16 protein-coding genes are annotated in these 13,304 nt (G+C 62.0%); 10 read left to right on the top strand and 6 right to left on the bottom strand.

Annotated features, from left to right (window positions below; translation table 11 throughout):
• Window position 1: 1 nt before the first annotated feature.
• Window positions 2–1,357 (bottom strand): MFS transporter, encoded by a 1,356-nt coding sequence (locus CATRI_RS09040; RefSeq protein ID WP_290216806.1) that lies wholly within the window; start codon window positions 1,355–1,357, stop codon window positions 2–4.
• 104 nt (window positions 1,358–1,461) lie between these two features.
• Between CATRI_RS09040 and thrC the strand changes: the two genes are divergently transcribed.
• The 6 genes from thrC to CATRI_RS09010 all read left to right on the top strand — a co-directional run bounded on the left by thrC (window position 1,462) and on the right by CATRI_RS09010 (window position 5,815).
• A complete protein-coding gene (thrC, locus tag CATRI_RS09035; protein ID WP_290216804.1) occupies window positions 1,462–2,910 on the top strand; it encodes a threonine synthase in 1,449 nt (482 codons plus the stop codon).
• 12 nt (window positions 2,911–2,922) lie between these two features.
• Window positions 2,923–3,081 carry a hypothetical protein gene (locus CATRI_RS09030; protein ID WP_290216802.1) on the top strand — a complete coding sequence of 53 codons (159 nt, stop codon included), beginning with the start codon at window positions 2,923–2,925 and terminating at the stop codon, window positions 3,079–3,081.
• Window positions 3,078–3,935: a trypsin-like serine protease gene (locus CATRI_RS09025; protein ID WP_290216800.1), complete on the top strand. Its 858-nt coding sequence runs from the start codon at window positions 3,078–3,080 to the stop codon at window positions 3,933–3,935. Before CATRI_RS09030 ends, CATRI_RS09025 begins: the two co-directional genes overlap by 4 nt.
• A 15-nt stretch (window positions 3,936–3,950) precedes the next feature.
• On the top strand, window positions 3,951–4,484 hold the full coding sequence (locus tag CATRI_RS09020) for an NUDIX hydrolase (protein ID WP_290216797.1): 534 nt from the start codon (window positions 3,951–3,953) through the stop codon (window positions 4,482–4,484).
• Between the two features lie 131 nt (window positions 4,485–4,615).
• Window positions 4,616–5,080 carry a DUF2231 domain-containing protein gene (locus tag CATRI_RS09015; RefSeq protein WP_290216794.1) on the top strand — a complete coding sequence of 155 codons (465 nt, stop codon included), beginning with the start codon at window positions 4,616–4,618 and terminating at the stop codon, window positions 5,078–5,080.
• Between the two features lie 12 nt (window positions 5,081–5,092).
• Window positions 5,093–5,815 carry a VIT1/CCC1 transporter family protein gene (locus CATRI_RS09010; protein WP_290216792.1) on the top strand — a complete coding sequence of 241 codons (723 nt, stop codon included), beginning with the start codon at window positions 5,093–5,095 and terminating at the stop codon, window positions 5,813–5,815.
• On the opposite strand, the gene CATRI_RS09005 is transcribed toward CATRI_RS09010, so the two are convergent.
• Window positions 5,812–6,168, bottom strand: coding sequence for a zinc ribbon domain-containing protein YjdM (locus tag CATRI_RS09005; protein WP_290216791.1), 357 nt, complete (start codon window positions 6,166–6,168; stop codon window positions 5,812–5,814). The genes CATRI_RS09010 and CATRI_RS09005 overlap by 4 nt on opposite strands.
• Window positions 6,169–6,296: 128 nt before the next feature.
• On the opposite strand from CATRI_RS09005, the gene CATRI_RS09000 reads away from it, so the two are divergent.
• From CATRI_RS09000 to CATRI_RS08985, 4 genes are all read left to right on the top strand, one after another.
• The gene (locus CATRI_RS09000) at window positions 6,297–7,256 is read left to right on the top strand and encodes a metal ABC transporter substrate-binding protein (protein ID WP_290216788.1); all 960 of its coding nucleotides are present in this window, start codon (window positions 6,297–6,299) and stop codon (window positions 7,254–7,256) included.
• A gap of 37 nt (window positions 7,257–7,293) precedes the next feature.
• Window positions 7,294–8,151, top strand: coding sequence for a metal ABC transporter permease (locus CATRI_RS08995; protein WP_290216786.1), 858 nt, complete (start codon window positions 7,294–7,296; stop codon window positions 8,149–8,151).
• Entirely contained in the window at window positions 8,148–8,906 is a 759-nt protein-coding gene (locus CATRI_RS08990) for a metal ABC transporter ATP-binding protein (RefSeq protein ID WP_290216785.1), read from the top strand. Before CATRI_RS08995 ends, CATRI_RS08990 begins: the two co-directional genes overlap by 4 nt.
• 89 nt (window positions 8,907–8,995) lie before the next feature.
• On the top strand, window positions 8,996–9,556 hold the full coding sequence (locus tag CATRI_RS08985; protein WP_290216783.1) for an NADPH-dependent FMN reductase: 561 nt from the start codon (window positions 8,996–8,998) through the stop codon (window positions 9,554–9,556).
• Window positions 9,557–9,561: 5 nt separating this feature from the next.
• Here CATRI_RS08985 and CATRI_RS08980 read toward each other — a convergent pair whose 3' ends face one another.
• The 4 genes from CATRI_RS08980 to glnA form a co-directional block, all read right to left on the bottom strand.
• Complete coding sequence (locus CATRI_RS08980) at window positions 9,562–10,248, bottom strand: CPBP family intramembrane glutamic endopeptidase (RefSeq protein ID WP_290216781.1); 687 nt, start codon at window positions 10,246–10,248, stop codon at window positions 9,562–9,564.
• Window positions 10,249–10,490: 242 nt separating this feature from the next.
• Complete coding sequence (locus CATRI_RS08975) at window positions 10,491–11,003, bottom strand: TetR/AcrR family transcriptional regulator (protein WP_290216779.1); 513 nt, start codon at window positions 11,001–11,003, stop codon at window positions 10,491–10,493.
• 9 nt (window positions 11,004–11,012) lie between these two features.
• Window positions 11,013–11,525, bottom strand: a complete 513-nt coding sequence (locus tag CATRI_RS08970) for an SRPBCC family protein (RefSeq protein WP_290216776.1) — start codon at window positions 11,523–11,525, stop codon at window positions 11,013–11,015.
• A gap of 323 nt (window positions 11,526–11,848) precedes the next feature.
• Window positions 11,849–13,285, bottom strand: coding sequence for a type I glutamate--ammonia ligase (gene glnA, locus CATRI_RS08965; RefSeq protein WP_290216774.1), 1,437 nt, complete (start codon window positions 13,283–13,285; stop codon window positions 11,849–11,851).
• Window positions 13,286–13,304 lie beyond the last annotated feature (19 nt).

Genomic DNA, 13,304 nt, shown 5'->3' with positions numbered 1-13,304 from the left:
GCTAGCCGTCCGAGGATTCCACAATCCGGACGGTGCCGCTGCCAAGTCCCTCTGCCTCGCGGCGAGCGCGACGGCGAGCGACGATGAAGCGGAAGGTGATAAGGCCGAGGATGCCGATGCCCCACGCGATGATGACGGCCCACCAGGCCAGACGGAAGTCGGCCCAGGTATAGGCGGCACCGTCGGAGGAATAGTCGAGGAGGAATCCTACGGCTTGGGCGGCGAACATGCCCGCGAAGAAGCCGCCCATGTTGGACATGCCGGTGGCAGTGGCAACGATGCGGCGGTCGAGGCCCTCACGGATGTCGTCGAAGCCGTAGTTGGAGGAGGGGGTGAACAGCGCCATGACGATGTTGACCACGATGATTGCGGAAACTCCGCGAGGTTCGGCGGGCAGGAAGAAAATGATCCAGGTGAGGCCAATGCAGCCGGCGAAGAGGATGGCGGCGACGACGCGGTTGCTACCCAGGCGGGCGGAAATGGGGCCGAGGATAGGCCCGGCGGCCATGGATGCGACGACGTTGATGGACAAGACCATGCCGACGGTCGAGGGAGAAAGGCCCATGCCCAAGGTCATCATCGGCACACCCCAGAGCAAGGTGAAGACGATCTGCGGCATCATTGAGGCGTAGTGGTTGAAAAATCCTTGCCAGCACAGTGGTTCGCGGAACACGGTGGCCAGGAGCTTGCCCATGGGCATCCGTTCTGGTGCGGGCTTCTTTTCCGTCTCCTTCCCCTTTTCCGCTGCTGCCCAAGCCTCGGGGGAATCGGCCACCGCGACCCACGCGGCCAGCGCGATGATGATGCCCAGTGCGCCGAGGCTGAGGAATGCGGGGGTCCAGCCGGGCCCGTGCAGGAGGGTGAGGAAGGGCACGGCGGAAAGAAATTGACCGGTCTGACCGATGGCAGCTGTCATCTGGGTAAACAGCGGGGTCTTTTTCAGGGGGAACCAGTAGGGGAGGATGCGCATGACCGACAGGAAGGCGGTGGCATCGCCGGCCCCGATGAATACGCGGGCGATGATCGCTACCCAGTACGAGGTCGAGAACGCCAAAATGACCTGGCCCAGGGCCATGATGATCGCGCCGACGACGAGCATTTTGCGCGGTCCGAAACGGTCGGTGAGCATGCCGACGGGAATCTGCGCGAAGGCGTAGACGCCGATTTGGACGGAGGTGAAGACGGCGATGCGGGAGGCATCGACGTCGAAACGCTCAATGGCATCGACTGAGGCGACGCCGAAGGAGGTGCGCCCGGTAATCGCCACGACGTAGACCAGCACGGCAAACACCCAAACGGTGATAGCTTTTCTGGTTACTTGTTCACGGGGGTGGGGGTCGAGGCGCGGCTTGTTCACCCATAAGACCATATACCCCGGGTCGGGGCGTGGGGGCTGTTCTAGCAGGGTTTAGTTTCAACCATCGGCATGCGGGTGTGCGAAGGGCAAGTAAGGTGGTCTCCGTGAAATACATTTCGACGCGAGACGCTTCCCGTACCCCCGTTTCCTTCACCGATATCCTCCTCGGTGGGTTGGCGCCGGACGGCGGGCTGTACCTGCCCGAAGAGTATCCTCAGCTCAGCGATGAGCAGCTCACCCGCTGGCGCAGTCTGCTCGCTGAAGAAGGCTACGCCGCCTTAGCCGCAGAGGTGCTGGGGCTCTTTGTCGATGACATCCCGGCCGCGGACCTGGAGGCCATTGCGCATCGGGCGTACCACACGCCGAAGTTCGCCAGCGAGGAGATCGTCCCCGTCACGCACCTGGCTGGTTCGTTGTATATCGGCCACTTGTCGGAGGGTCCCACCGCGGCCTTCAAAGACATGGCGATGCAGTTGCTCGGCGAGCTCTTTGAATACGAACTTGCGCGGCGCGGCGAGACCATTAACATCCTCGGCGCTACCTCAGGCGATACCGGCTCTTCCGCCGAGTACGCCATGCGCGGACGCGACGGCATCAGGGTGTTCATGCTTACCCCGGCTGGTCGGATGACTCCGTTCCAGCAGGCTCAGATGTTTGGCCTCGACGATCCCAACATTTTCAACATCGCCCTCGACGGGGTTTTTGATGATTGCCAGGATGTGGTCAAGGCCGTGTCTGCGGATGCGGAGTACAAGCGCGAGCACCGCATTGGCGCCGTCAACTCCATCAACTGGGCTCGCTTGATGGCGCAGGTGGTCTACTACATCTCCTCGTGGCTCAAGGTCACCGAGAGCAATGATCAGCTGGTTTCTTTCGCTGTGCCCACCGGCAACTTCGGCGACATTTGTGCTGGTCACATCGCCCGCCAGATGGGCCTGCCAATTGATCGCCTTATCGTCGCCACCAACGAAAATGATGTGCTGGATGAGTTCTTCCGCACGGGCAACTATCGGCCGCGCCCGGCTGAGGAAACGATGGCCACCTCGTCGCCGTCGATGGATATCTCCCGCGCCTCGAACTTCGAGCGCTTCGTCTTCGACGTGCTCGGCCGCGATGCTGATCGCACCGCGCAGTTCTTCGGCGTTGATGTCAAAATGGGTGGTTTCTCGCTTGCCGACGACCCCGCGTTCCCCGCGATCGCCGACCCGGACGGGTTCGGCTTTGCTTCCGGTCGCTCGACCCACGAGGACCGGGTCGCCACCATTCGGGAGACGTTCGAGCGCCTTGGAGTCCTCCTCGATCCGCACACTGCGGACGGAGTGCACGTCGCTCGCGGCTGGGTAGGTGAGATCGATTCGCCCATCGTGTGTTTGGAAACAGCCCTGCCGGTGAAGTTCGGCGACACCATTGAGGAAGCCATTGGCCAGCAGCCAGCAGTTCCGGAGCGTTTCCGTGGCATCCTGGACGCCGAGCGCCATGTGGTTGACCTGCCGAATGACGCCGAGACCGTGAAACAGTTCTTGTCTGACTCGATCCGCACCACGACCGTCTAGGAGGCCGCAAGCATGGGCATGGAATTTAAGATGAGTCAGGAATACTTCAACGAGTTCGACCCGGAGAGGTTTGCCGCTCAGATTAAGGCGAAGGCCGCGGAGGAGGAGGCGGCGAAGGAAGCTGCCAAAGAAGCTGGGATCACCGGCACCGAGGACTTCGACGAGGCGTGAGAACTGGCATCTGGGCCACCACCGCAATCATGATCGCTGCCGGGGTGGCCGGCATCGCGGGCTATGCCATCACCGAGCAGGCGGCCCACCCGACTGTCCTGTCTGAGGCCGCCCCCGCGCCAGAGCAGTTCGTACCCAGCGCCTCGGTCCGCGTGCCAACGGACAGTCCTTGGGCGCCCGGCACGGCGGTGAGCATCACGTCAACACTGCCAGTTCCGGGTCAAGAGATCCGCGTTGGTCAGTGCACCATCGCTTACAGCTTCACGGCGGGGGAGAAGGCCTACGCGGTGACGGCTTCGCACTGTGGCCAGGTGGGCAACCACGTCTGGGCGAGCACCTCCGATATGCAGGCGAATTTCGACACCCCGGTGGGAACTTTCATCTACTCCGATCTTTATGATCCTGCCGGGGAGAGGCTCGATGCCGGGATCATCGAGATCACGAATCGGTGGATCCCCATGCGGGCCCCAGATAATGCAGCTGGCACTGCGGTGGCGCAGGAGATCGGCGCCTTGCCGCCCGTGGTCTGCAAATACGGGAACACGACCGGGGAGACGTGTGGCGCGCCGGAGGCTTCCGAGGCGTGGGCCATCCTCACCGGCCACGACGGCTCTGAGCTTGAGGCCTTTGCCTCCACCGCGCAGGTCTGCGCCCAGCCCGGCGATTCCGGTGGCCCGGTCTACGCCGACCTAGAGGGCCAGCGCGTCATCATTGGGCTGGTTTCCGGCACCCGTGGCGCTGCCGATGCCACCGGGTGTGACCTCGGGCTTGAGGCAATGACAATGTCGTATACTGCCATGCCCCAGATCCAGCAGCTCGTCGACCGGGTCGTTCCCGGCGGGGACTACCTCTAGTTAAGGACGCTGATAATGCCCACTCCCGATTTCATCCTCGCCCTGCGGGACAAGGTCGGCCACGATCCCTTATGGCTGCCCGGCGTCACGGCCATCGTCCTGCGGGATGTGCCGCCGGGGGCACCTCTGTGGGCCGTCCCGGAGGTGTTATTGGTCAAGCGTGCCGACGATGGCCGGTGGACCCCGGTGTGCGGCATCTGCGAGCCCGGCGAAGACCCGTCGGAGACGGCTCTGCGGGAAGTCAAGGAAGAAACGCTTATCGACGCCCGCGTCGAAGCCCTCCTCGGCGTCGGCCAGGTCGGGCCCGTCACCTACTCCAACGGCGATGTCACCGCCTACATGGACACCTGCTTGCGCCTGTCTCCGGTAGGGGAGGCCGAACCGCGGGTTGGGGACGAGGAATCGACGGAGGTGGGCTGGTTCGAGGTCTCTCGGCTTCCGCAATCGATCACCCCGCGTTTCCGCCTGAACATTGCGGATGCGGTGGCGCAGTTGAAGCACCCGGCTGGGTTCCGCCCCCGCATTGGCTATCGCAAGCGCGATCGTTAGGGTGTTGGCTGTCTTTTAGCTGTGAGTTTTCCTGCAGTCTGAAATTTCAACTCCCCACCTGGTGTTTTCTCAGGTCAGGGTAGGATTCCCACGCTTTACGTGATCTGGGCAACAGACTATTAATCTCATTTATGACCATGTCAGTTGCCGGGATTCCGGCTCACCCACTCATCGTCCACCTCACCGTGGTAGCGGTCCCCGTGGCCGCGCTCCTTCTTCTCGTCTGGGCCGTGGCTCCACGGCTGCGCGGCCGGTTGGCTACGTTGACCGTAGTCGTCGCCGCAGTAGGTGCCGCAGCTACTCTTGGCGCCAAGTTCACCGGAGAGGCTCTTCTGGAGGCCCAAGGATTCTCGGAGCACAATCCCGGCCCCGTGGCCGATCACGCCGGGTGGGCGGACTTTCTCACCGTGGCCGTGTTCGTCATGTTGGCTGTCGCGGCAGGCTATTGGTTCTTCTCCCGTCGACCAGCGACAGGCAGCGTCATCATGGTCGCAATTCGAGTGTTGGCGGCGGCCGTTGCTGTCGCCGCCCTGGTCACTGTCATTGGCACCGGTCACGAGGGTGCCGCCCTCGTGTGGGCCAACAACGGAAGTTAGGAAACGCACACTATGGCTATATCTCAAGTCTTGCTCGGACATAGGGGCGAAGCTCACAATACTGGCCACAACTCGCGCCTCAATTGGCTTCGCGCCGGAGTCCTCGGAGCTAACGACGGAATTGTCTCGGTAGCCGCGCTTCTTTTGGGCATCATCGCAACCGGGGCTGACGAGGGTCCAATTCTCACGGCCGGCATTGCCGCAACCGTTGCTGGTGCCGTGTCGATGTCCCTGGGCGAGTATGTCTCAGTGTCCGCGCAAAAGGACTCAGAGCGGATGCTCATGGACAAAGAGAAAAGAGAGCTAGCAGAGTTGCCGGAGGCGGAGGAAGAAGAGCTGGTTGGCATTCTTCAGACCTATGGAATTGAACGCACCACCGCCGAGAAAGCTGCCGCGGAGATCGGGGCGGGTGATCCCCTGCCGGTGCATCTGAAGCTCGAGTTGGGAATGACCGAAGGTGAGTTGACTAGTCCACTGGCGGCGGCGGGCTCATCCGCGGCGGCCTTCCTCCTGGGTGCCATCCTGCCGATGCTGGCTGTACTTGTCGCTCCACATGACTACATGGCGTGGATCGTCACGATTATTACTTTGGTGGCCCTGGCGATCACTGGAGTGGTATCCGCCTACCTGGCCGGAACATCAAAGCTTCGCTCAATGTTGCGGCTACTCATCGGTGGTTCGGCGGGCTTGGCACTGACCTACTTCGCCGGTGCGTTGTTCGGCGGAATGGCCTAAGCCTTCTTGACCACGCTTGATTTCAGTTTCATGGCCCCGAAGCCATCGATTTTGCAGTCGATATTGTGCTCATCGGAGGTATCGATGAGGCGGATGTTGCGCACCTTCGTGCCCGACTTCAGCGGCTGCGTGGAGCCTTTGACCTTGAGGGTTTTGACGACGGTGACTGTGTCGCCGTCGACAAGCACGTTTCCCACCGCATCGGTGATCTCTGCGGGGCCATCGGTCTCAGTGTCTGAGGCCGGGGTCCATTCGTGGCCGCATTCGGGGCACACCAGCAGGGGGTCCATCTCGTAGGTGAACTCGCTCGCGCACTGGGGGCAGGGCGGCAATTGATCGGTGTCGGTGCTCATGGGGTCATTATGTCAGCGTCAGTCATGCGAGATGAATTCATTCATTTGTCGTCATGTGCACCCGCCGGGTACTATTGGGAACTGCTTTCAATAGTGTTCCAATTAGAGTTCAGGAGTTCACCCCAATCATGCGCCTCCAGCGATCTGCCTCCCTCATTGGACTTGCCGCAGTCTCCAGCCTCGCGCTAGCCGCCTGCTCTTCTGCCAGCGATTCCGACAATGGCGCCAACGACGAGCTGACCATCGTGGCCACGACAACTCCGCTGGGCAGCGTGACGGAGCAGATCGCCGCCTGCGCCGGTGGCAACTACACCACGTTGATGCCGGTCGGCGCCGATCCGCACGATTTTTCCGCCTCCTCCGCGCAGATCGCGGCGTTGATGAAGTCCGACGTGGTGATCGCCAATGGCCTAGGCCTCGAAGATGGACTGGCCACCACCCTGGACCAGGTCGAACTCGACGGCATCCCCGTCGTGGACGTGGCTGAGGAATTCAACCCCCTTCCCTTCGGTGATCACGATGACCATGATCACGCCGGACATGAAGGGCATGACCACGGCGAATTTGATCCGCACTTCTGGCTCGATGCCGGGCGCATGGCACAGGCTGCGGAGCTCATTGGCACGAAGGCCGCAGAACTCTCCGAGGATTCGAAGTGGTCCGAGTGCGGAAACGACGTGAGCAAGCAACTCGCCGAGCTCGACGGGGAGCTGCGGGAGACCCTGGCTAAGGTTCCGGCGGACAAGCGCGTGATCGTTACTGATCACGATGCCTTTGGGTACTTCAACGCCGCCTACGGCTTCGAATCCGCCGGCGTGGTCGTCCCTGGTGGCTCCACGGAAGCCGAGCCCTCGTCCCAGGATCTCGCAGCGCTGGCCGCGACCATCAAGGACCGGGGAGTTCCGGTGATCTTCTCCAACACCGCCGTTGGCCAGGGCCTGGTCGACTCGCTCGCGCGGGAAGTAGGCAATGACGTGCAGGTCGTTCCGCTGTACGTTGGCAGCACCGGCCCGGCTGATTCTCCGGCCGCAGACTACCAAGGAATGATGCGCGAAAACGCCCGCCTCATCGCCCAAGCGCTCTCCTAACACCTCCCTTGGCGGCAGAAGGGACTACCGTAGACCCGTGATCGATTGGCTAATAGAACCGTTCTTGCTGGGATTCCAGCAGCGAGCCCTCATCGGTGGACTCATCGCCGCCGTGATGAGCGCCACCGTGGGCGTGTGGCTCGTTCTGCGCGGCATGAGCTTTTTCGGAGACGCCTTCGTCCACGGCGTCCTGCCGGGAATCGCGGCGGCGGTCGTCTTCGACTTCAGCCCCATCCTGGGTGCCGCCGTCGCCGCCGCGGTGATGGTGGGGGCCGTGGAGGTGATTCACCGGCACACCAACCTCAAAGAAGACACGGCTATCGGCCTGTTGTTCGTGGGCATGATGGCCCTGGGCGTGGTCATCATTTCCCGCTCGAGTTCCTTCACCGGCTCGTTGACCAGCATCCTGTTCGGTGATGCCCTCGGCGTGTCATGGGCGGCGATCCAGCAGCAGGCAGTGCTGGCGGTTGTGGTGATCGTCGGTTCGCTTCTGCTCTACCGGCCCCTGCTCGTGCTGTCTTTCTCCCCGGTCAAGGCCGAGTCCCTGGGCATGCGACCCAAGCTCACTCATGCCCTCCTGCTCGTGCTCATCGCCACCGCCGTCATCGGCAGCTTCCAGGCCGTGGGCACGATGCTGGTGTTCAGCCTGCTCGTCGCCCCGCCCTCGGCCGCGGCACTGCTTTCGCGCTCCATTCCCATGATGATTGCGCTATCGGCGGTGATCGGCGCCGCCTCCGTCGTCATCGGCCTCATCCTCAGCTACTACTGGGGTACCGCCGCCGCGGCCACGATGGCGCTCGTGCCCATCGTCTTCTTCCTCCTCGTCATGGAAGTCCAGTATCTCCGCCGTCGGCGCACTAAACGCCCCGCCGTTACCGCGGGAGTGGCAGCATGAGTGAATTCGCGCACGCCCGCGACCTGAGCCTGGGCTATGACCGCACCATCGCCGTGCAGCCATCGGATTTTTCCATCCCAGCGGGCAAACTCACGGCCATCATCGGCCCCAATGGGTCCGGCAAGTCGACGCTGTTGCACGCTCTCGGCGGGCTCATTGAGCCGCTCGGCGGCGAGTTGGTGGTGTTGGGGGGACGGGCCGATGCGGCTAAACGGCGCATTAGCTACGTCATGCAATCCGTGAGCTTCCCGGAGGGCGTGCCACTGTCAGTGCGCGAGATCGTCTCCATGGGCCGCTATCCCCAGTCGGGGTGGTTTGGGCGGCTAAACGCCGCTGATAAAAAGCGTATCGACGCCGTCATGGACCGCTTGCGCGTCACCGATCTCGCCCGTCGGCACCTGGAAGAGCTGTCCGGCGGGCAGCGCCAGCGCGTCTATGTTGCACAAGGCCTCGCCCAATCACACGACGTGTTGCTCCTCGATGAGCCGCTCACCGGGCTCGATCTCGTGTCCGCTCGCACGATCGATGAGATCATTCACGATGAGACCGATGATGGCCGCACGGTTGTCCACACCACCCATGATCTGGATGAGGCGCGCGCAGCCGACCATGTCATCCTTATGTCCAACCGAGTCGTTGCTTTCGGGCCCCCGGAGCAGGTCTTAACGATTGACAATCTGCGGGAGGCGTACAACCTCGGTGAGCTGCATGAATCGACGGGAATGATCGTCGATGATCCGTATCGTGAGTGCTAATTTTTAGCCGAAGTGAGGTCGCTCACGATTGTTTTGTGGATACGACACCAAGTGATAATGTTGGCGAGTCAACAAACAGAGGAGTAATCATGAAGATCGCAGTGTTCGTCGGTTCCATCCGTGAGGGACGCTCCGGCATCACCATCGGCCAGTGGGCCATCGAGCAGCTTGAGGCTCGACACGATGGCAACGAGTACGTGCTCGTTGACCTCAAGGAGCAAGACCTTAACCCCATGACCGCCAACCCCCCGCGCATGGTCAAAAACGGCGATTACGCCGACCCGAAGACCCGCGCCTGGGCGGAACTTATCGGTCAATTCGACGCCTTCATCTTCGTCACCCCGGAGTACAACGCCTCCATTCCTGGCCCGATGAAGGATGCTTATGATCAGCTGTTTGAGGAGTGGACCGGTAAGCCCGTCGGCTTCATCGGTTACGGTGCTGGTGCCGCCCGCACCTCCGTCGCGCACTGGCACGACATCGTTGGACGCGTCGGAATGAAGCTCGTCCCGGCCCAGGCCGAATTCTCCTTCACCGAGCACTTCCCCGACATGGTCTTTACCCCGGGTCAGCAGGGCATTGACTGGGTCAATGCCATCGCCGACGAGCTTATCGACGCTGCCGCTATCACCGAGTCCGCCAACGTCTAGGCGGCTTAAGCCGCGGCGGACTGCGCCGAGATCGCCGCGAAGCTCAACCCCGTGGCCACGAGGTTATTCACCGCGTGGCCCACAAGGGGATAAGCCAGCTTTCGACCATTGAACAGGTACAACGCGGTCATGACGACGCCAATCGCAATGTACTGACCTGCCTCCATCAGGCCTGCGGGCGTGAAGCTGCGCAGGTGAATGAGGCTAAACAACACCACCGACGCCACGCTGAGCAACCACACTGGGAACTTGATGCTCAGTCGGCCGATGAGAATCTCCCGGAACACGATCTCTTCCACTACCGGGCCCAGAATTACCGCGATGATGACGGCGAACGCCGAGGTGGCCAAGAACTGGTTCACGGCCTCCTGGTTCGCCGTCGGCGCCCCCTCCGTGCCCTTGAGTAGCAGGAACAACGCCGAGATGGCAAAGATGGCCACAAACGCGATGGCCGTCTGACCTAGGACCTTGAGCGGATGGTTCTTTATCTCGGCCAGGGCCTCACGGAACACCTCCCGAAACATCACCACCGCCAAGATCGCGAGGAAGAAGTACCCTCCCACATTGAGGCTGTTCCAAAAGCCGGTGGTGCTCTTCGGGATGAAGAGCCCGAAGATTTGCGGTAGAAGCTGAGAAACCAGCACATAGATTGCCGCGTAGATCAGGGGCGTGCGCAGGCGCGATGATAACAAGGTGGTTGACTCCCAAGTAGAGAACTGTGTACTTACTTAGGTGAGATTAAGGAATCTCGCTGGGGGAGTCGGGAGGGGCGGCTGGCAACGGGCTGTCAGGGATGGGGTCCCTGCGGTTCGTGAGATCACGCGGTAGAAAGGGCTCGTCTCAGGCGCTCCAGGGCGGATGTGGGGGTCTGTTTCACTATGGTGAAATCACAGCAAGCGCTAGTCGGACCGAGTAGCGCGCCACCGCCAGTAGGTTAGCGGTAGATCTCTGCTGTTTGCTCCCATAGATCGTCGATCGGGGAGCCTGGCGGGAAACGGCCATCGATCTCGAGGATTGCTAGCCCGTGTGTCGAGGCAAACAGGCTCTGCGCCTTGAGCGGATCGCCGGTGACCCGGGCGAATGGGGCGCCCGACCAATCCTCCAGCCCGGGGGGAAGTGCTGAGCGCTCAAGGGGGCCGGTAGTTGCTAACCGATAGTGATGCGGATGTCGCGTTGCTTGAGTGCGGTAGCGGTCAAGCAGATTCGCGACTGTCGTTGCCTCCCACAGTGCGTCGCCCATCTGGAAGAAGGATTGCGTGAGAATGATGGTTCCCAGCTCCTCCTTGTTGGCAACGTGGTTGTATAGCGACGGTGCCTTCATTCCCACACGCTCGGCCAGGCGGCGCATCGTCAGAGTCTCCCAGCCTGTTTCCTCAAGCATCTCTCGCGCCACAGAGATGATCGCAGCGGTCCGGTGAGTGAGGGGCTGGGGTGTGGGGCGATCCATACTCAAAATCTACCTGTGGGCGTGGTCGGTGATGGCCGCCGCCAGCGCTTCGGTGCTGGTGGCGAATTCCTCCTCGAGATTGAAGAAGGGCCGCAGTAGCATCACGGCGGCTCCTCGAAACTCTTCGCCCTGGACGATGGTCACGGTCCCTGGTCTGGGACCTGGGTCGATCCGGAAATAGTGTTCCCCGTCCGCGATGCCTCTCATCAGTGTAGTTCCTCGCCAGCGCAGCTCCTGCCCAGATTTGGCCACGAGGACAACCGGCCGGAAGGTGAATTCTGTCCCACTGGACTGGGTGCGATTGAGTAAAGTCTCGCCGACTGCAGGCGTTCCCGACAATTCAACAGTGTGCGGGTTCCAATCCACGTGTCCGGGCAAATCAGTGATGACTTCCCATGCCTGCTCGCGCGACGCGGTGGCAGTGGCGCGTTGTTCTACGCGGTAGGGAATTAGGAATCCGGCCGTCGCGGTGGCAACACAAAGACCGGTGACGGAAAGGGTGATGATGGTGCGGGTTCTCATGGCAGCCTCCTATGACTAACAGTGTTAGTTCTGAAGCTAACACTGTTAGTTAATGGCGTCAAGGGCTGTCAGCGATGGGAACCCTCTGTAGGCGTGATATCACCCCGTAGAAACGACTCGTCTCAGGCGCTCCAGGGCGGATGAAGGGACCCGTTTCACTATGGTGAAATCACAGCAAGCGCTAGTCGGACCGAGTAGCGCGCCACCGCCAGTGGGTTTGCTGCTGTCCGAACCTATAGACGCAAGGCCCCGCTTCACACCGCGGAGACGGTGGGAGGCGGGGCCTTGCAGGAGCATGTGGGGCCGCGGCTAAGCAGTCCCTCCTAGCAGTCGTAGTACATCTCGAACTCGAGCGGCGTCGGGCGCAGGCGCGACGGGGAGATCTCGTTGTCGTACTTGAACTTGACGTAGGTGTCGATGAGGTCCTCGGTGAAGACGTCGCCTTCGGTGAGGAACTCGGAGTCTTCCTGCAGGGCTGCCAGGGAGGCTTCGAGGGAGGTCGGTGCCTGCGGGATGGAGGCTGCTTCCTCCGGCGGGAGCTCGTAGAGGTCCTTGTCCACGGGGGCGTGCGGCTCGATGCGGTTCTTGATGCCGTCGAGGCCGGCGAGCATCATGGCGGCGAAGCCGAAGTAGGGGTTGCCGGAGGGGTCCGGGGCGCGGAACTCGATGCGCTTGGCCTTCGGGTTGGAACCGGTGATCGGGATGCGCACGGCGGCGGAACGGTTGCGCTGCGAGTACACGAGGTTGATCGGGGCTTCGAAGCCGGGGACCAGACGGTGGTAGGAGTTCAGCGTCGGGTTGGTGAAGGCCAGGACCGCGCCGGCGTGGTGGAGGATGCCGCCGATGTAGTAGCGGGCGATGTCGGACAGGCCAGCGTAGCCGGACTCGTCATGGAACAGCGGCTTGCCGTCCTTCCACAGGGACTGGTGGGCGTGCATACCGGAGCCGTTGTCACCGGCGAGTGGCTTGGGCATGAAAGTGGCGGACTTCGCGTTCGCCACAGCGGTGTTCTTCACGATGTACTTGAAGGACTGCAGGTCATCGGCTGCGTGCAGGAGAGTGTTGAACTTGTAGTTGATTTCCTGCTGGCCGCCGGTGCCCACCTCGTGGTGGAAGCGCTCGAGGTCGAAGCCGGCGGAGCGGAGGTGGCGGACCATCTCGTCGCGGATATCAGTCGTGGTGTCGTACGGCGGGACGGGGAAGTAGCCGCCCTTGACGCGGGTCTTGTAGCCGAGGTTGCGGGAGCCGTCGAGGTTGTACTCCTCGCCGCGGTTCCACCAGCCCTCGTCGGAGTCGACCTCGTAGAAGCTGGAGTTGATGTCGGCGGAGTAGCGGACGGAGTCGAAGAGGTAGAACTCCGCCTCGGCGCCGAAGAAGCAGGTGTCGGCGATGCCGGTGGATGCCAAGTACTCCTCGGCCTTGCGGGCAACGTTGCGCGGGTCGCGGGAGAAGGGCTCACGGGTGAAGGGGTCGTGCACGAAGAACTTCATGTTGAGGGTCTTCGCCTTGCGGAAGGGGTCGAGCCGCGCGGTGGCAATGTCCGGCAGGAGGTTCATGTCGGACTCGTCGATCGTCGTGAAGCCACGGACTGAGGAGCCGTCGAATGCGAGGCCTTCCTCGGCGGCTTCCTCGTCGAAGAGTTCAGCGGGGATGGTGAAGTGCTGTTCGATGCCGGGGACATCGGTGAAGCGAACGTCGAGGAATTCGACGTTTTCATCCTTGATGAACTTGACTACTTCTTCGATGGACTTAAAGGCCATGGTGGCTCCTCGTTGGTAG

The organism is Corynebacterium atrinae (genome assembly GCF_030408455.1).
In the GTDB taxonomy this organism is placed as follows: Bacteria; Actinomycetota; Actinomycetes; order Mycobacteriales; family Mycobacteriaceae; genus Corynebacterium; species Corynebacterium atrinae.
This window is presented reverse-complemented; position numbering and strand designations above follow the sequence as displayed.